General features: G+C 69.3%; 17 protein-coding genes. 12 read left to right on the plus strand and 5 right to left on the minus strand.

From position 1 onward, the window contains the following. Window positions 1-458: 458 nt before the first annotated feature. The 6 genes from J2W78_RS08330 to J2W78_RS08355 all read left to right on the plus strand — a co-directional run bounded on the left by J2W78_RS08330 (window position 459) and on the right by J2W78_RS08355 (window position 5971). Window positions 459-1163: a Crp/Fnr family transcriptional regulator gene (locus J2W78_RS08330; RefSeq protein ID WP_253369651.1), complete on the plus strand. Its 705-nt coding sequence runs from the start codon at window positions 459-461 to the stop codon at window positions 1161-1163. Between the two features lie 84 nt (window positions 1164-1247). Continuing rightward, window positions 1248-2333, plus strand: a complete 1086-nt coding sequence (locus J2W78_RS08335) for an ABC transporter ATP-binding protein (RefSeq protein ID WP_253369653.1) — start codon at window positions 1248-1250, stop codon at window positions 2331-2333. Next, window positions 2330-3253, plus strand: coding sequence for an ABC transporter permease (locus J2W78_RS08340; protein WP_253369655.1), 924 nt, complete (start codon window positions 2330-2332; stop codon window positions 3251-3253). The genes J2W78_RS08335 and J2W78_RS08340 overlap by 4 nt, the downstream gene beginning before the upstream one ends. Then, window positions 3250-4026, plus strand: coding sequence for an ABC transporter permease (locus J2W78_RS08345; protein ID WP_253369657.1), 777 nt, complete (start codon window positions 3250-3252; stop codon window positions 4024-4026). The genes J2W78_RS08340 and J2W78_RS08345 overlap by 4 nt, the downstream gene beginning before the upstream one ends. A 144-nt stretch (window positions 4027-4170) precedes the next feature. Next, entirely contained in the window at window positions 4171-4890 is a 720-nt protein-coding gene (tmk, locus tag J2W78_RS08350) for a dTMP kinase (RefSeq protein ID WP_253369658.1), read from the plus strand. Beyond that, window positions 4880-5971 (plus strand): DNA polymerase III subunit delta', encoded by a 1092-nt coding sequence (locus J2W78_RS08355; RefSeq protein ID WP_253369661.1) that lies wholly within the window; start codon window positions 4880-4882, stop codon window positions 5969-5971. The genes tmk and J2W78_RS08355 overlap by 11 nt, the downstream gene beginning before the upstream one ends. A gap of 39 nt (window positions 5972-6010) precedes the next feature. Here the strand turns inward: J2W78_RS08355 and J2W78_RS08360 are convergent, their stop codons facing one another. Further along, window positions 6011-6211 (minus strand): hypothetical protein, encoded by a 201-nt coding sequence (locus J2W78_RS08360; protein WP_253369662.1) that lies wholly within the window; start codon window positions 6209-6211, stop codon window positions 6011-6013. Between the two features lie 298 nt (window positions 6212-6509). Here J2W78_RS08360 and J2W78_RS08365 point away from each other — a divergent pair, with 298 nt between their 5' ends. The 4 genes from J2W78_RS08365 to J2W78_RS08380 all read left to right on the plus strand — a co-directional run bounded on the left by J2W78_RS08365 (window position 6510) and on the right by J2W78_RS08380 (window position 10178). Further along, window positions 6510-6725: a hypothetical protein gene (locus tag J2W78_RS08365; protein WP_253369664.1), complete on the plus strand. Its 216-nt coding sequence runs from the start codon at window positions 6510-6512 to the stop codon at window positions 6723-6725. 196 nt (window positions 6726-6921) lie between these two features. After that, entirely contained in the window at window positions 6922-8490 is a 1569-nt protein-coding gene (gene metG / locus J2W78_RS08370) for a methionine--tRNA ligase (RefSeq protein ID WP_253369666.1), read from the plus strand. A 52-nt stretch (window positions 8491-8542) separates the two neighbouring features. Continuing rightward, complete coding sequence (locus J2W78_RS08375; protein WP_253369668.1) at window positions 8543-9340, plus strand: TatD family hydrolase; 798 nt, start codon at window positions 8543-8545, stop codon at window positions 9338-9340. Window positions 9341-9356: 16 nt separating this feature from the next. Beyond that, on the plus strand, window positions 9357-10178 hold the full coding sequence (locus tag J2W78_RS08380; RefSeq protein ID WP_253369670.1) for an MBL fold metallo-hydrolase: 822 nt from the start codon (window positions 9357-9359) through the stop codon (window positions 10176-10178). A gap of 108 nt (window positions 10179-10286) precedes the next feature. On the opposite strand, the gene J2W78_RS08385 is transcribed toward J2W78_RS08380, so the two are convergent. The 4 genes from J2W78_RS08385 to J2W78_RS08400 all read right to left on the minus strand — a co-directional run bounded on the left by J2W78_RS08385 (window position 10287) and on the right by J2W78_RS08400 (window position 14202). Next, window positions 10287-10679 carry a group III truncated hemoglobin gene (locus tag J2W78_RS08385; protein WP_253369672.1) on the minus strand — a complete coding sequence of 131 codons (393 nt, stop codon included), beginning with the start codon at window positions 10677-10679 and terminating at the stop codon, window positions 10287-10289. 67 nt (window positions 10680-10746) lie between these two features. After that, window positions 10747-11550 (minus strand): SGNH/GDSL hydrolase family protein, encoded by an 804-nt coding sequence (locus J2W78_RS08390; RefSeq protein WP_253369674.1) that lies wholly within the window; start codon window positions 11548-11550, stop codon window positions 10747-10749. 370 nt (window positions 11551-11920) lie between these two features. After that, window positions 11921-12949 carry a sensor histidine kinase gene (locus J2W78_RS08395; RefSeq protein WP_253369676.1) on the minus strand — a complete coding sequence of 343 codons (1029 nt, stop codon included), beginning with the start codon at window positions 12947-12949 and terminating at the stop codon, window positions 11921-11923. Between the two features lie 320 nt (window positions 12950-13269). After that, window positions 13270-14202 (minus strand): DMT family transporter, encoded by a 933-nt coding sequence (locus J2W78_RS08400; RefSeq protein WP_253369678.1) that lies wholly within the window; start codon window positions 14200-14202, stop codon window positions 13270-13272. A gap of 292 nt (window positions 14203-14494) precedes the next feature. On the opposite strand from J2W78_RS08400, the gene J2W78_RS08405 reads away from it, so the two are divergent. Together J2W78_RS08405 and J2W78_RS08410 are read left to right on the plus strand one after the other, a co-directional pair. Further along, a complete protein-coding gene (locus tag J2W78_RS08405) occupies window positions 14495-15934 on the plus strand; it encodes a protein adenylyltransferase SelO (protein ID WP_301288749.1) in 1440 nt (479 codons plus the stop codon). Window positions 15935-15940: 6 nt separating this feature from the next. Beyond that, window positions 15941-16765, plus strand: a complete 825-nt coding sequence (locus tag J2W78_RS08410) for an SDR family NAD(P)-dependent oxidoreductase (protein WP_253369682.1) — start codon at window positions 15941-15943, stop codon at window positions 16763-16765. Window position 16766: the final 1 nt, after the last annotated feature.

The following is a 16766-nucleotide window of genomic DNA, read 5'->3' on the forward strand; positions in this document are numbered from 1 at the left end:
TCATTGCGACTCCCTGAGGATGAAATCAGTCCTACTTTGAAAGCGTCCTGCAGAAATAAGTCACGGTAACCTGCTAACATCGGTTAACTCCGCGATTGTTTCAGATCCGCGTCCAAACTTTACGGTTAATGACCACTGAAATCACGCGGAAAATGATTACTTGAAGTACAAAAAACCTGTTGCACAACGGGCAAGTTCATGGAAGCCGACCAGGGAGTCCCAATTCGTTCTTCAGCTAAGTGCTTCTCATTCTGGTCTTTCGGCGCCATGACGGTCACACGACGCGCGCCCATCGAGAGAGGGAATCGGGGCATCGGGCCTGCCGCGTGCGGAGCCGCTGCCGGCCGAAGGCCCGCGCCGTCCACGTCAATCGTCCGGCCGCCGCGCCCAGCGACTTGACCCGCCCCGGCAGGAGCCTCACCATTCAGTCTACGCGCGTAGACTAAGGTACAAGAGGCGTGGCGACAGGCCGGTTGGCGAGCATCCCGTTCTTCAAGGAACCGGGTGTCGATCTCTCCCCATTCGAGACGCGCTGCCACTGGCGGCGCTTCGACGAGAACGAGACGCTCGTCGATTACGACGACATCTCCACCGACGTGTATTTCCTCGCCATGGGGGAAGTACGCATCCTCAACCGGTCGCAATCCGGCAAGGAGGTCATCCTCGGCGAGATGCGCACCGGCGCCTTCTTCGGCGAGTTGGCGGCGCTGGATGGCATCGGCCGTTCGGCCAACGTCACGGCGCTCACCCGCGGCGAGGTCTGCGTGGTGCCCGCCCCTGTCTTCCGCCAGATCGTGTTCGCCTCCGAGGCCATCGCCGACCGGCTGTTCCGCCTGCTCGCCAAGCGGGTGCGCGAGTTGAACACACGGCTGATGGAGCACGCGCTGCTCGACCTGCGCCACCGTCTCTACGCCGAACTGCTGCGCCTCTCCGTGCCGCGGGCCGGGCAGGGGAGCGATTCCGTGGGTGAGCGGGTGGTGACGCCGCCGCCCTACCACCACGTTCTGGCCGCCCGCATCGGCTGCCGCCGGGAGCAGGTGACACGCGAGTTCACGGTGATGGCGGGCGAGGGCCTGATCGACCGCACCCGGGGCGCCCTCGTCATCCGCCGCCCCGACCTGCTGGAGGCGCGGGTGCAGGAGGCGCTGCGCGAGGACGCCTGAGGCGTTCCGAGGCGCAGCTTCTCAGGGCAGGCTTCCCAAGGTACGTCGCCGAGATCCGTCGCGGCACCGGTTCGAAGATCCATCTTGCACGCAAGCACTCCCCTTCCGAACCAGAGGCTCCGCCTGGAGCGGGTCACCAAGCGCTTTTCCGCGCAGACGGCCGTCGATGCGGTCTCCCTCGACCTCGCGGAAGGTGAGTTCTTCTGTCTGCTCGGGCCGTCCGGCTGCGGCAAGAGCACCCTGCTGCGGATGGTGGCGGGGTTCGAGACGCCGGATTCCGGCACGATCCGCCTCGGTGAGACCGATCTGACGGCGCTGCCGCCCCACCGGCGGCCGGTCAACATGATGTTCCAGTCCTACGCGCTGTTCCCGCATATGAGCGTGGCGGCCAACCTCGCCTACGGCTTGAAGGGTCTGGGCCTGAGCCGGGCGCAGGCCGCCGGGCGGGTGAAGGATCTCCTCCGGCTCGTGCGGCTCGAAGGCTTCGAGGGGCGCCGCCCCGACACACTCTCGGGCGGCCAGCGCCAGCGGGTGGCCCTGGCCCGCGCACTCGCCCGCGAGCCGCGCCTCCTGCTTCTCGACGAGCCGCTCGGAGCGCTCGACCGCGCCCTGCGCGAGGAGACGCAAGCGGAATTGCGGGCGATCCAGCGGCGGCTCGGCACGAGCTTCATCGTCGTCACCCACGATGCCGCGGAAGCGATGGCGCTCGCCGACCGGATCGGAGTCATGGAGCGTGGACGCCTCGTGCAGGTGGGGCCGGCGCGCGCGCTCTACGAGCGCCCGGCAAGCCGCTACGTCGCGGGCCTGCTTGGCGACGTGAACCTGATCGACGGCCGCCTCGGGCGGGCCGAACCCGGCCGAATCCGCAGCGTCGAGACGGCTCTCGGCATCCTGCGCGCGAGCGGCGAGGGCGAGGCGGGCAACGCGGTGGTGATCGCGGTTCGGCCCGAGCGTCTGATCGTGCGCGGGGAGGGGGCCTCCGATGGGTTGTCCGGCCTTCTGAGCGAGGCGACCTTCCTCGGCGACCGCATCCGCTACCGGGTCGAGATGGCGAACGGCACGACGTTACGCGCCTCCGCCGCCCTGCCGGCGCCCGGCCCGATCCCGGCCGTCGGCAAGACCGTCACCCTCGAGGTGCCCGCCGAATCCGCGTGGATTCTGCCGGCATGAGCGAGTTCTCTCAGCGTCTGGGCCGTGGTCTCGTCCGGGGCTTGCCGCTGCTGTGGCTGGCGTTGTTCTTCCTCGTGCCCTTCGCGGTGACGCTGAAGATCAGCTTCTCCTCGCCGGCCACCGCGCAGCCGCCCTACCTGCCGGTGCTCGAATGGGATGGCGGCCTGGAGGGATGGCGCGAGTTCTTCGAGGCGCTCGACTTCCAGAACTACCAGATGATCGCAGCCGACGCGCTCTACCGCGATGCCGCCCTCTCCTCGCTGGGCTATGCCGCGCTCGCCACCGCGATCCTTGTCCTGATCGGCACGCCGACGGCCTACGCCATGGCCCGCGCCTCGGCGCGCTGGCAGCCGATCCTGGTGGCGCTCGTCATCGTGCCGTTCTGGACGAGTTTTCTGATCCGGGTCTATGCCTGGATCGCGATCCTGAAGCCCGAGGGCCTGCTCAACGCGGCCCTCCTGAAACTCGGCCTGATCGCCGCGCCGCTGCCGATCCTCGATTCGCCCTTCGGCGTGCTGATCGGTCTCGCTTACGCCTACCTGCCCTTCATGGTGCTGCCGCTCTACGCGGTGATGAGCCGGCTCGACCCGGCGCTCACCGAGGCTGCCGCCGATCTCGGCGCCTCGCGGGCGCGGGCCTTCTTCACCGTCACCCTGCCGCTCAGCCTGCCCGGCCTCGCCGCCGGGGCGCTGCTCTGCTTCATCCCGATGGTCGGCGAGTTCATCATCCCCGATCTGCTCGGCGGCTCCGACACGCTGATGCTCGGGCGCGTGCTGTGGAGCGAGTTCTTCTCCAACCGCGACTGGCCGCTCGCCTCCGCCGTAGCGGTGATACTGCTGATCCTCGTGGTCGGCCCCGTGGTGCTGTTTCGTGAGGCCGAGCTGCGCCGCGAGGAAGCGGCGGAGGGGGGAAGGCGATGAGCCTCTTCGCCCGCACGGCGCTCGCCCTCGCGCTGGCCTTCCTCTACGCGCCGATCCTCGTGCTGGTCGCCTATTCCTTCAACGATTCGAAGCTCGTGACCGTCTGGGGCGGGTTCTCGACGCGCTGGTACGGGGTGCTGTTCCGGGACGGGCCGCTGATCGCCTCGGCACTCGTCTCGCTCAAGGTCGCCGTCCTGTCGGCCGCGATCGCCGGGGTGCTCGGCACATGCGCCGCGCTGGCGCTCGACCGGCACGGGCGCTTTTTCGGGCGCGGCGCCTATACCGGGCTGCTCTACGCACCGATGGTGATGCCGGAAGTCATCACCGGTCTGTCGCTGCTGCTCCTCTTCGTCGGCATCGGCCTCGACCGGGGCATCGCGACGCTCGTCATCGCGCATGCGACCTTCGCCACGGGCTTCGTCGCGGTGGTGGTGGGTGCGCGCCTGAAAGGGCTCGACCGCTCCCTGGAGGAGGCTGCCGCCGACCTCGGCGCGGGGCCGGCCCGCGTCTTCCTCAGTATCACCCTGCCGCTGATCGCGCCCTCCGTCGCCGCCGGGTTCCTGCTCGCCTTCACCCTGTCTCTGGACGATCTCGTGATCGCGAGCTTCGTCTCGGGGCCCGGCGCCACCACCCTGCCAATGCGGATCTACAGCCAGGTCCGCCTCGGGGTGAACCCGGAGATCAACGCCGCCTCGACCCTGATGATCGCTGCCGTCGGCCTCGTGGTGCTGGGGGCCTCCTGGCTGACCGGGCGCAAGGGCACGGCGGTCTAGAGCATCGTCCCGAAAGGTGGTTGCCGGCTTTCGGAAAAAGACGATGCAAAAGCAATGGGCTAAAGCATCGTCCTGGATCCGATATCCAGGCTGATGCTTTAGCGATGGTCGCGCCCCGTCTCCCACTGTGCTAGCCCGCAATCCATGTCGAGCGATGCGCCGCGGGGCGTCTTCATCACCTTCGAGGGCGGCGAGGGGGCGGGCAAGTCCACCCAGATCGCGCGCCTCGCCGAGACCTTGCGAAGGGTGAGCGGGCGCGAGGTCGTGACCACCCGCGAGCCCGGCGGGACGGACCGGGCGGAAGCCCTGCGGGCGGCGCTGTTGCGGGGCGTGGCCAAGCCTTACGGGCCCTTCGCCGAGGCGCTGATGTTCGCCGCCGCCCGCATCGACCACATCGAGAATTTGATCAGCCCGGCCCTGAGCCGCGGCGCGATCGTGCTGTGCGACCGCTTCTCCGACTCGACCCGCGCCTATCAGGGCGCGGCCGGCGGCCTCGATCCGGCGCTGATCGACAGCCTGGAGCGAGTGACGCTCGAGGATTTGCGCCCCGACCTCACCCTGATCCTCGATCTGCCGCCCGAGGCCGGCCTCGCCCGGGCACAGCGGCGCGGGGCGGGCGAACCTGCCGACCGCTTCGAGGCCGAGGGCATGCGGTTCCACGAGCGTCTGCGGACGGCCTTCCACGGCATTGCCGAGGCCGAGCCGAAGCGCTGCCGCGTCATCGACGCGGATCTCGGACCCGATGCGGTCGAGGCCGCCATCGCCGCCGCCATCGCCGCCCGGTGGCCGGATCTGCTGCCAGCCGCGGGAGAAGGGCAGGGGGAAGTGGGTAAGGAGCGGGAAGGACAAGGTCATGCGGCCTGATTCCGCCCGGACCGCCCGCGACGCCCGCACCGAGGCCGAGGCAGGCGATCTCGCCCACGTCCCGCGCCCGCGCGAGCAGAACCGCCTCCTTGGGCACGCTCACGCGGAGGCCGCCTTCGCGGGGGCGCTCGCCGTGGGCCGGCTCCATCATGCGTGGCTGATCGGTGGTCCCACCGGCATCGGCAAGGCGACGCTGGCCTACCGGGTCGCGCGCCGGCTCGTGGCCGACCCGCGCACGCTCCCCTCCCCCGATTCCCTCGACGTACCAGAGGACCACCCGGCCGCGCGGCAGGTGACGGCCCTTTCGCACCCGAATCTGGTGGCGCTGCGCCGGGTCCAGGCGCCGGGCGCCAAGACGCTGCCGACCCGCATCTCGGTCGATGCCGCCCGCGAGGCGCTCGCTCTGTTCGGGGCCACCGCGGGCGGGGAGGGCGGCTGGCGCGTCTGCATCGTCGACAGCGCCGAGGATCTGAACGCCAACAGCGCCAACGCGCTCCTGAAGATGATCGAGGAGCCGCCGCCGCGCGCCATCTTCCTCATTGTCTCCCACGCGCCGGGCCGCCTGCTGCCGACGATCCGCTCGCGCTGCCGGGCACTGGCGCTGCGTGCGCTGCCCGAGGCGGACGTGCGCGCGGTGATCGAGGGGTTTCCGGCGCCCTTCCCCCGGCCCGAGCCGGCGGCTCTGGCGCGCGCCGTCTCCCTCTGCGAAGGCTCGGTCGCCCGCGCGGTGGCGCTCCTCGACCCCGCCACCGCCGCGGTCGAGGCCGAGGTTTCGGCTCTTCTCGCCGGGCTGCCCGAGCCGGACGGGCGGCGCGTGCTCAAGCTCGCCGAAACGCTCGCCGGCCGCGACGCCGAACCCTTGCTCGCCACGGTGCTCGATGCGATGCAGCGCCACGTCGCCGCCGAGATCGACCGGCGCAAGGGGGAGGGCCCGGCCTCTCTGCTGGCCCTGGTCGAGGCCGCCGAGCGCATCGCGTCCACGGCCCGCGAGGCAGCGATCTACAATCTCGACCGCCGGCCGCTGGTGCTCGCGGCCTTCCGGGAGTTGTCGGGCGCAACGCGGAGTCCGTCGCCGTCTTGATGAGCTGAAAAGGGCGCCTGCCGACTCGAGCGCAGGTCGTTAGATCAAAGCACCGATGAGGGTGGTGGCACCGATCAGGGCCACGCAGGCGCCGATTTGCACAAAACGAAAGATCTCGGCGGGCGGACGGCGGTTGTCGTTCGCGGCACGGCGGCATGAGCGCAGCATGTAAAGGTCAAGATTCGGCTCAGGGAGCTCGATCCACTGCTCCTCGGTCTGGCGAAGCTTGGCGACTGACATGCAAACCGTCCTCGAAGTCGTCGGCGAGGGTGAACCGACGCTTGTGGCCTACGCTGGGATCTTACCGGCCGGTCGCAGCGCTGCCGAGGATTAACCCGATGATCCCGGCCGTGTCCATGCAGAATAAAGCGAATTACTGAGCATTATAGCACCATAATGCAAAATGCTCGGGTCTCAGGACTCGCAGTGCCCGACACATGCGTCCAGCGAATATCTGGCATTTGGTGCTTGGTATACCAGAGGAGCCTGTTTGGTGGCACATACGCTGCAACGCAACAAACCGCACGGGATGCCCCCCATGATCTCCCTGGCTCTGCTCGCCGCCCTCACTGCCGGTGTCGCCAACATCGCTCTGGTCACCCTGGTGGCCAACCGTTTGGGTCCGAAGGCCGATACCGCTGCTGCGGGCGAGTTCGTGGCTCTCGGCGGGGCCGCGCCTGCTTCCGCGAAGCGCGCTGCCGTCAGGATCGGCAACGAGAACGTCCTGCCCGTCGCCGCCCAGCGCGCCGCCTGAGCGTCCTCGACCCCGCAAGAGCACGTGACGTCAAAGAGCCCTGCCGGGTCCCGGCAGGGCTCTTTTGCGTTCTCAAGGGAGCCCGGCTTCGGGCCGAGCGCCGACGGCGCGATACCCGGCAGGCCGGTTGCGTCGCGGGACGTTGCGCGCCACAAGGCATGACAGTCCGACCCCTGCACCCGGGACAACTTCTGACGTGAGCGCGAGCGAGAAGGCGAACGAGCCCTTCCTCATCACCACGGCGATCTCCTACCCCAACGGCGCGCCGCATATCGGCCACGCCTACGAGGTGATCGCCACCGATGCCATCGCCCGCTTCCACCGCCTCGACGGGCGCGACGTGCTGTTCACTACCGGGACCGACGAGCACGGCCTCAAGATCCAGCAGACGGCGGCCAAAGCCGGCGTGACGCCGCGCGCCTTCGTCGACGACATGGCCGGGCGATTCAAGGCGGTGGCCGACCGGCTCGACTGCACCTACGACCGCTTCATCCGCACCACGGAAAGCCAGCACTACGCCGCAGCCCAGGAGCTGTGGCGGCGGATGGAGGCCAACGGCGACATCTACCTCGCCAAATATGCCGGCTGGTACTCGGTGCGCGACGAGGCCTATTACGACGAGTCGGAGACCGCGCTCGGCCCCGACGGCAACCGCCGCTCGATCAAGACGGACACGCCCGTTGAGTGGATGGAGGAGGAGAACTACCTCTTCCGCCTCTCGAAGTACCAAGAGCCCCTGCTCAAGCTCTATGCGGAGCAGCCGGACTTCCTCAGCCCCGAGACTCGGATGAACGAGGTCGCGAGCTTCGTGCGCTCCGGCCTCAAGGATCTTTCGATCAGCCGCACCACCTTCGACTGGGGCGTGCCGGTGCCGGACCGGCCGGGCCACGTCATGTATGTCTGGGTCGATGCCCTGACCAACTACCTGACGGTGACGGGCTTTCCCGATGCGGGGGCAGCCAACGCCCGGTTCTGGCCGGCGAGCTTGCACATCATCGGCAAAGACATCGTCCGCTTCCACGCGGTCTACTGGCCGGCCTTCCTGATGTCGGCCGGGCTGCCGCTGCCCAAGCGCGTCTTCGGCCACGGCTTCTTTCTCAGCCGCGGCGAGAAGATGTCGAAGTCGCTCGGCAACGTGGTCGATCCGCTCGATCTCGTCGGCACCTACGGCGTCGATCCGGTGCGCTACTTCCTCCTGCGCGAGGCGCCCTTCGGCGGCGACGGCAATTACGACCACGAGGCGATCATCAACCGCATCAACGCGGACCTCGCCAACGACCTCGGCAACCTCGCCCAGCGCTCGCTCTCGATGATCGCCAAGAACTGTGAGGGCACGGTGCCGGCGCCCGGCGCCTTCACCCAAGCCGACGAGCGCCTGCTCGCCGCCGCCGCAGCCCTGCCGGAGAGGGCGCGGGAGTTGATGCAGAACCTCGCCCTGCACGCGATCCTCTCCGAGATCTGGGCCGTGGTCGGCGAAGCCAACCGCTACTTCGCCTCCGAAGAGCCGTGGAAGCTGCGCAAAAGCGATCCGGCGCGCATGAACACGGTGCTCTACGTCACGGTCGAGACCCTGCACCGGGTCGGCCTGATGGTGCAGCCCTTCGTGCCGACGGCGGGTGCCGCCTTGCTCGACCTGCTCGCCGTGCCGGTGAACGAACGCAGCTTCGCCTTCGCCGGCGCCGAGCACAGCCTGCAGGGCGGCACGGCGCTGCCCGCCCCGGCCCCGATCTTCCCCCGCTTCGAGAAGCCGGAGACGGCGGCCTGACGCGGCCGCTTCCCCGCATCGCTCACCCCGAAAAGAATTCGCCGAAGAGACCATGCTGGTCGACAGCCACTGCCACCTCGATTTCCCGGACTTCGCGCAGGACATTCCGGGTGTGATCGCCCGCGCGGCCGAGGCCGGCGTGACGCGCCTCCTCACCATCTCGACGCGGGTCGCCAAGGCCGACAGCTACCGCGCGCTCGCCGAGGCGAACGCGGCGGTGTGGTACACGGTGGGCACCCACCCGCACGGCGCCGCCGAGGAACCGGACGTGCCGGCCGACACCATCGCCGCCCTGGCCGAGGCCCCGCGCTGCGTCGGCATCGGTGAGGCGGGGCTCGACTACCATTACGAGGACGCCGCACCGGAGGCGGTGCAGGAGCGGGTGCTGCGCGCCCATATCGAGGCCGCCCGCCTCTCCGGCCTGCCGCTGGTGATCCATTCCCGCGACGCCGACGCGCATATGGAGGCGGTGCTCACCGACGAGATGGCCAAAGGGCCGTTCAAGGCGGTGCTGCACTGCTTCTCGTCCGGTGCGCGGCTCGCTGAAGTCGGGGTCGAGCTCGGCCTGTCGGTCTCGTTCTCCGGCATCGTCACCTTCCGCCGCTCGGACGCCCTGCGCGACATCGCCCGTGCCGTGCCCCTCGACCGCATCCTGGTCGAGACCGACGCGCCGTTCCTGGCGCCCGAGCCGCACCGGGGCCGGCGCTGCGAACCGGCCTACACCGCCGACACCGCCCGCGTGCTGGCCAAGGCGCTCGGCCTGCCCTTCGAGGATTTTGCCGCGCGCACGACGGCCAACTTCTACCGGCTGTTCTCGAAGGCCGCGGCGATCGAGGGTGTCAGCGTATGATGATGGGGGAGGGCGCATGGCGAGTCTGACCCTGCGCATCCTCGGCTGCGGCTCGTCCGGCGGCGTGCCGCGGGTCGGCTACGGCTGGGGCGCCTGCGACCCGTCCGAGCCGCGCAACCGCCGCCGCCGCTGCTCGCTGCTGGTGGAGCGCCGACAAGGGGCCGGCAACGGGCAAGGGGAGGGGGCCACGACGGTGCTGGTCGATACCTCGCCGGACCTGCGCGAGCAGCTCATCGATGCCAGCGTCACGCGCCTCGACGCCCTACTCTACACCCACGCGCATGCCGACCACACCCACGGCATCGACGACGTGCGCCCCCTCGTCATCCACATGCACCGGCGCATCCCGGTCCATGCCGACCCCCTCACCCACGCGCTGCTGATCAAGCGCTTCGGCTACGCCTTCGAGACGCCGCCGGGGAGCCTCTACCCGCCGATCCTCGACCTGCACGAGATGCGGACGGACGAGCCCCTGACTATCGACGGCGGGGGCGGTCCGATCGAGGCGGACGCCTTCGCGATGGAGCACGGCAACGAGATCGCGCATGGCTTCCGCTTCGGCCCCGCCGCCTACGCGCCGGACGTGAGCCTGATGCCGGAGGCGGCCAAGTCCCGCCTGCACGGCCTCGACCTGCTCATCATCGATGCCCTGCGCGAGACCCCTCACCCGTCGCACTACTCGGTCTCGGACGCGCTCGCCCTGATCGAGGAGGTGGCGCCGCGCCGCGCCATCCTGACGAACCTCCACACCGATCTCGACTACGCGACGCTGGCCAAGAAGCTGCCGGGACACGTGGTGCCGGCCCATGACGGGCTGACGGCGACCGTCGATCTCTAGAGCATCGTCCTGGATATCGGATCCAGGACGATGCTCTAACTTTTTGCCTTTGCATCATCTTTTTCCGAAAGCCGGCAACCACCTTTCGGGATGATGCTCTAGAGACGATCAGGGCCTTACGGTCCGCATCTCCGGCCGGAAGAACAACCCGGATTTCAGGCTGTCGCCGATGCGATGCGCCCGCTCGACGATCTCTCCCGCGATCTCCGGCACGAAGACCTCCGCGGCCGTCTCCTCGAACAGGCCGAGCCAGCGCGCGAAATGCGCAGGGTTGATCCCTTCGATGCCGAGATGGCGGCCGAACGGGTTGCCCTTGTAGCGTCCGGTCTTGAGCAGCACCGAGGACCAGAAATCGCGGATCGTGGCGAGATGGCGCGGCCACGCCGCGTCCGGGATCTTGGCCGCGAAGACGGGGCCGATCAGCGGATCGCGGCGCACCCGGGCGTAGAAGGCGTCGAGGAAGACGGCGAGCGCCGCCTCGGTGAGTTCGGCCTGCTTCATGCAACAGCGCGAGATGCAACAGCGCGGGGAGGGGGCTTCATGGTCGCGAAAGCCACCCCTGCCCCAGTCAGTTCCGGGCGAGCGAGGGCTGGATCAGGCCGGCGCCCACGAGGATTTGGGCGGCGGCGGCCTTGGCGAGCTGGCGGTAGCCGGCATCGGTCATGTGCAGGCCATCGGGGCCGATCATCTGGGCCGGGGTCAACAGGCCGTGCGAGACCCAGGACTGCATCAGGGCGCGGCGGCGGATCACCGGCACGCGGAGTTCGGTGGCCAGCGCGTGCAGGGCCTCGCCGTAGCGCTCGGCGCCGTCCATGCCCGAGAGCTTGCTGCACCATTGCTGATCCATCAGCACCACGTCGGCCCCCGTGGCGCGGATCGCCAGGATGCCCGCACGGGTCAGTTCGACGAAGCGCTCCAGCGGCACCCCGGCGAGCGGATCGTTGCTGCCGGTCTGCCAAACCACCAGGTCCGGGCGCTCGGCCAGCACGTCGCGCTCCAGGCGCCGCGCCATCGCCTCGGCGGTGTCGCCGCCTTTGCCGCGGTTGATCACGGTGATCGAGCGCCGGCTCGATGCGCCGATCTGGAGGCGCTCCTCCAAATCGCGCTCGAGCAGGGCAGGGTAGGCCATGGCCGGGGACGAGGCACCCGCCCCTTCCGTCGAGGAGGAACCGAAGGCCACGATCCGTACATCGCCGTCGCGCCCGAGCTGTGAGGCGAGCCGCGCCAGCTTCGTCGGCAGGCGCTCGACGGAGGCCGGCATCTGCGGCGCGACGACCGGCGGCGCATCGGGCTGCGCGCCAGCGCCGGACAAGCCGAGCGGACCGGCGAGGGCGGTGGCGAGGATGAGACCGAAGAGCGGGCGGTGGAACATGGCGAAACGTCTGGCAGCCGATTCTGTTTCCCGATGTCTCCGGCTGTTGCCCGACGATTGTGACGATTGCGAGAGCTTCGCCCCGATCCGGTGTGCTGCAGGCCGGGTCGGTATCGGAGAGCCGAAAACCCGGAAATTGCCGGGGATTTATGGTTAACGGATGCCTACCACGGGACCTGCACCCACCATCTTGTTCCATAATATATCTTATGCGAACGGCTTTGGTGGGCTTTTGGGGGCCGTGACCGGGTGCCTCACCATGGCTTGAATCGGCGCCGGCACCAGGGCGAACGCATGAGCCTGCATTGGCCTTGCGCCTCATGCAAAGGCGCCCTGCCCGGTCCGACTGCGACCGATCGAAACCGCTCCGTCAAGCGGCGGTCGGGCCGGTGGCGAAGACGAGGCGGACCACCGTGCCGCTCTCACTGGCGTAGGTCAGCGTGCCGTCGAGCTGGCCGGCGAGTCCCTGAACGATCCGGAAGCCGAGGCTGCGGCTCGTGGCGGGATCGAAGGTCGCGGGGATCCCTGGTCCGTTATCGGCGATGCTGAGCGACGCCTGACCGGCTTCGAGGGTTTCGAGGCGGATGGTGATGGTGCCGCGCTCGGTCCCTTGGTCGGCCCCTTGGAAGGCGTGCTTGAGGGCGTTCGTCACCACCTCGGCCACGAGGAGCGACAGGGTGGTCAGGCGAGCGAGATCGAGGCGCACGGGCGGCCCATCGACGAGGCAGACGATATTGCGCGCGCCCGTCGCGTCGAGCAGGTCGGAGCAGAGTTCCTGCAGGTACTGACCCACGGGCTGGTCGGCCCGCGCGGGGTCGTAGAGGCGGCGATGGATGCGCGCGATCGTCTGCAGCCGGGCCTGCGCCTCGTCGAAGACGCCGGCCGCGTCCTGCGGATGGTCGATGACCTTGCGCTTCTGAAGGGCGAGGAGAGCCGCCACGAACTGCATGTTGTTGGCGACGCGGTGCTGCAGCTCCTGGAACATGGTGCGCTGCTGCTCGTAGAGCTGCGCACTCACCGCCCGCTCCGCGCTCAGCCGTTCGCCCGCGACGCGCATCAGGTGGATGAGCGCGATGTCGACCGTGACGATGAAGGCATAGAAGCCGAGCGCCAGGGCGGTCTGCGCATCGAGCAGGAAGATGTTCGCCTCGCCGATGAAGAAGTACCACGCGGCCAGCCCCGAGAGCACCGCGCAGACGATCCCCGGCCGCAGGCCGAAGAAGAACGTCGTCAGGATCACCGCCGGAAAGAAGGTCAGGAACGGAAAGCCCGGCGGCAGCACGTCGTTGAGCGCGTGACGCAGGACGATGGCAATCCCCGTCGCGCCCAGGGCTGCGACGTCGCCGAACCACGGCGGCGCAGGCAGCCGTCCGGCGGCAGGGGCGAGAGAGGACGGCATCTGGAGGGAGAGGATCCGAAATGTGATTCGGACGAACTTTAGCTGGTTTTCAGTCTCGATCTGTGTCCTGCCGACCGCGGTGCAGGTTTTTCCGCCCGTCGTTCGGGCCAGGGCGGATGAAATAACGCTCGCCCCTCGGGGCCGTGCCCGATCGCACTGCAATCGCGCACGGTTCCACATCCGTTTTCTTCACCGCCTTTGCACGCCCAGCGGGCATCCCTTTCGGCGCACGGGGATCTATTTCGGGATTGGCTGCGGCGGGAACAGTGCCCTCCCCCTCACCTATCGTTGTACTTGCCGCCGCCCCTCCCTGGCCCGCTTCAACGGCCCAGGGATCGTGCCGCGCGCCGCCCGGCGATCTCAGCGATGAGGATGCCGCCGAGAACGAGGAGCAGCGCTAGGGTCTCGGCTCCGCCGAAGGGTTCGCCCGCCAGCAGCACGGCGAGCCCCGCGCCGAAGACCGGCACGAGGTTCACGAACAGCCCGGCCCGGTTCGGGCCGATCAGCTCGACGCCACGGATGAAGGACAGCTGCGCCAACAGCGAGGGACCGAGCGCGACGAAGGCGACGATGGCCCAGGCCGTCGCGGTGGTGGGCCAGATCGCGCGGCCGAGCGCCCATTCGGCGGCAAGCGGCGGGAGCGACGTGAGGAAGGCGGCCAGCGCCAGCGCGGTGAAGAAGGCGAGCCCCGAGACGGCGGGGCGCCCGGCGAGCGCCACGGTGTAGCCGGCATAGACGAGGCTTGCCGCGAGCATCAGCCCGTCGCCGAGGTTGAGGCCGAGATGCGCCAGCACGGCGAGATCGCCGTGGGTGGTCGCCACCGCGACGCCCACCAGGGTCACGGCCGCGCCGACCACCTGCCCTGCCCTCACCGGCACGTGGCGCACGGCGAGGTTCAGCGCCATGACGAAGACGGGAACCGCCCCCTGGATCAGGGCGACGTTGACCGCGCTGGTATAGGTGCCGGCGGCGTAGAACAGGCTCGCGAAGATGGTGAAGCCGCACGCGCCCATCAGGAACAGGTAAGGCCAGCGCTGCACCAGCCGGTCCCGATCCGCCAGAATGGGGCGGCGCGCCACCACGAGCAGCACCGCGAAGGCGAAGGCCCAGCGCAGGGTGGTCAGCACCTGCGGCGAGACCTCACCGACTGCCCATTTGCCGGCCACGGTGTTGCCCGCCCAGAGGAGGGTGGTCAGCGTCAGGATCGGGTAGGCCGCCGCGGAGGCGCGGGCGCCGGTGGTGCCTTGGGTCACGCTGGAAGATCCGTGTGCGAGGCTCGTTCCGGTCCGATGCCATGCCGCGCCGGCCCCGGAATAGCCAGGGGAGGGCACGGCAGCTAGAGCATCGTCCTGGATATCGGATCCAGGACGATGCTCTAGCTTCTTGTTTTTGCATCATCTTTTTCCGCAAGCCGGCAACCACCTTTCGGGATGATGCTCTGGTCGGTGAAGGGATCGCCCTCCCCCGCGGCCGGGTTCACCCTTTCGTCGGCTTGACGTTCCCCCGCGCCTGCCCGACTCCTCGCGCCGCACCGGAGCCGAACCCCTGCCCTGTTATCTTCCCTCGCGCCGCCACGCCGACCTCGGACCCGACTTCTACGACGTCGTGGCCCCGGCCGACTTCCCCTCGGCGATCCTGCGTTACCGCAATCAGGCATGGGCGCGGCGCGTCGGGCTCGACGATCTGTCGGACGAGGCCTGGATCGCGCATTTCGCGCGCTTCACACCCCTGCCCGGCTCGTTCGAGCACCCGCTGGCTTTGCGCTATCACGGCCATCAGTTCCGCTCCTACAACGCGGATCTCGGCGACGGGCGCGGCTTCCTGTTCGCGCAAGTCCACGACCGGCGCGATCGCCGGCTGCTCGATTTCGGCACCAAGGGCAGCGGCACGACACCCTGGTCGCGCGGGGCGGACGGGCGGCTCACCCTGAAGGGCGGCGTGCGCGAGGTGCTTGCCACCGCCATGCTGGAGGCGCTCGGCGTCGAGACCTCGAAGTCGTTCAGCCTGATCGAGACCGGCGAGGCGCTGGAACGGGGCGACGAGCCCTCCCCCACCCGCTCGGCGGTGCTGGTGCGGCTCTCGCACTCGCATCTGCGCATCGGCACCTTCCAGCGCTTCCAGTTCCTCGAACAGCCCGAGGCGATCGCCCGCCTCGTCGAGCACGTGGTCGAGACCTACTATCCCGGCATCCAGGAAGCGGACGCGACCGAGCGGGCGGCCCTGTTCTTCGAGGCGATGGTGGCGCGGGTGGCGCGGATGGGGGCGCAGTGGATGGCCGCGGGCTTCGTCCACGGCGTGCTCAACACCGACAACATCAACGTCACCGGCGAGAGCTTCGATTACGGCCCCTGGCGCTTCGCTCACGCTCACGATCCGGCCTTCACCGCGGCCTATTTCGACGAGTGGGGCCTCTACAGCTTCGGCCGCCAGCCCGAGGCGCTGTTCTGGAACCTGAGCCGGCTGGCCGATTGCCTGCTCGGCCTCGCTCCGAAGGAGCGGCTGGAAGCGGGGCTCAAGACCTTCGGCCCGGCGCTTCAGGATGCCTTCGCCGAGGCGATCCTGTTCCGGCTCGGCGTCACGCCCGAGCAAGGGGAAGGCGAGGGCGCGGTGCACCGGCTGGTGGGTGCGTTCTGGGCCTTCCTCGAGAAAAGCCGCGCGCCGTTCGAGCAGGTCTTCTTCGACTGGCGCGGCGGTCTGGCGAGCGAGTCCCGCGCCGCCCGGAGCCCGGCGGGCGAGCATTACGCCGGCGACGCCTTCCGCCCGGTCCACGCCGCGCTCCAGGCGATGCGGCCCTCGGCGGCGGCAAACCTTGACCATCCCTACTTCGCCCGCGAAAAACCCTGCACGATGCTGATCGACGAGGTCGAGGCGCTCTGGGCGCCGATCGCGGAGGCCGACGACTGGTCGGCGCTCCATGCCAAGCTGGCCGAGATCGAGACCATGGCCGAGGCCTATGGCACGCGTCCCCTCCCCCCGGAGATCTGAGGCGCGATGGGACAGCGTTTCGTTCTGCGGGGCCGCACCGCCCTCGTCACGGGAGCGGCGAGCGGCATCGGCGCGGCGCTGAGCCTCGCGCTGGCCGGACGCGGCTGCGCCCTGGCGCTGGCCGACTGCGACGCGCAAGGCCTCGCCGAGACGGCGCGCGCCGCCCGCGCTTCCGGCGTCACGGTCAGCGAACACGTCCTCGACCTCGCCGACCGCGAGGCGCTCATCGCCTTGTCGGAGGCGGTCCGGGCCCGTCACGGCGGTCTGCACCTCCTCGTCAACAATGCTGGCGTGGCGCTCGGCGGCCGGTTCGAGGACACGGATCCGGCCGACATCGACTGGCTGATGGACGTGAATCTGCACGCGGTGATGCGGCTGACCCATGCCTGCCTGCCGCTGCTGCGGGCCGCATCCCAGGCGCAGATCGTCAATCTGTCGAGCGTGTTCGGCATCATCGCGCCTGCGGGGCAGGCGGCCTATGCAGCGAGCAAGTTCGCCGTGCGCGGCTTCACCGAGGCGCTGCGCCACGAATATGAGGGCACCGGGCTCGGCGTGACGCTGGTGCATCCGGGCGGGGTCGCCACCGCCATCGCCCGCAACGCCCGCCGGCCCCGCCACCTCGATCCGCATGACGCCGCCCAGGCACATCTCGCCTTCGAGCGCCTTCTGACGATGAGCCCGGAGAAAGCCGCCGAGGCGATCCTGCGCGGAATCGAGACGCGGGCGCCCCGCGTGGTGATCGGCGCCGACGCCCGCCGCGCCCTGTTGATCCAGCGCCTGATGCCGGTGCGCTACTGGTCGCTGATCCGCCGCGCCGTTCGAGACACGTGAC

Source organism: Methylorubrum extorquens (assembly GCF_024169925.1).
GTDB lineage: Bacteria > Pseudomonadota > Alphaproteobacteria > Rhizobiales > Beijerinckiaceae > Methylobacterium > Methylobacterium extorquens_A.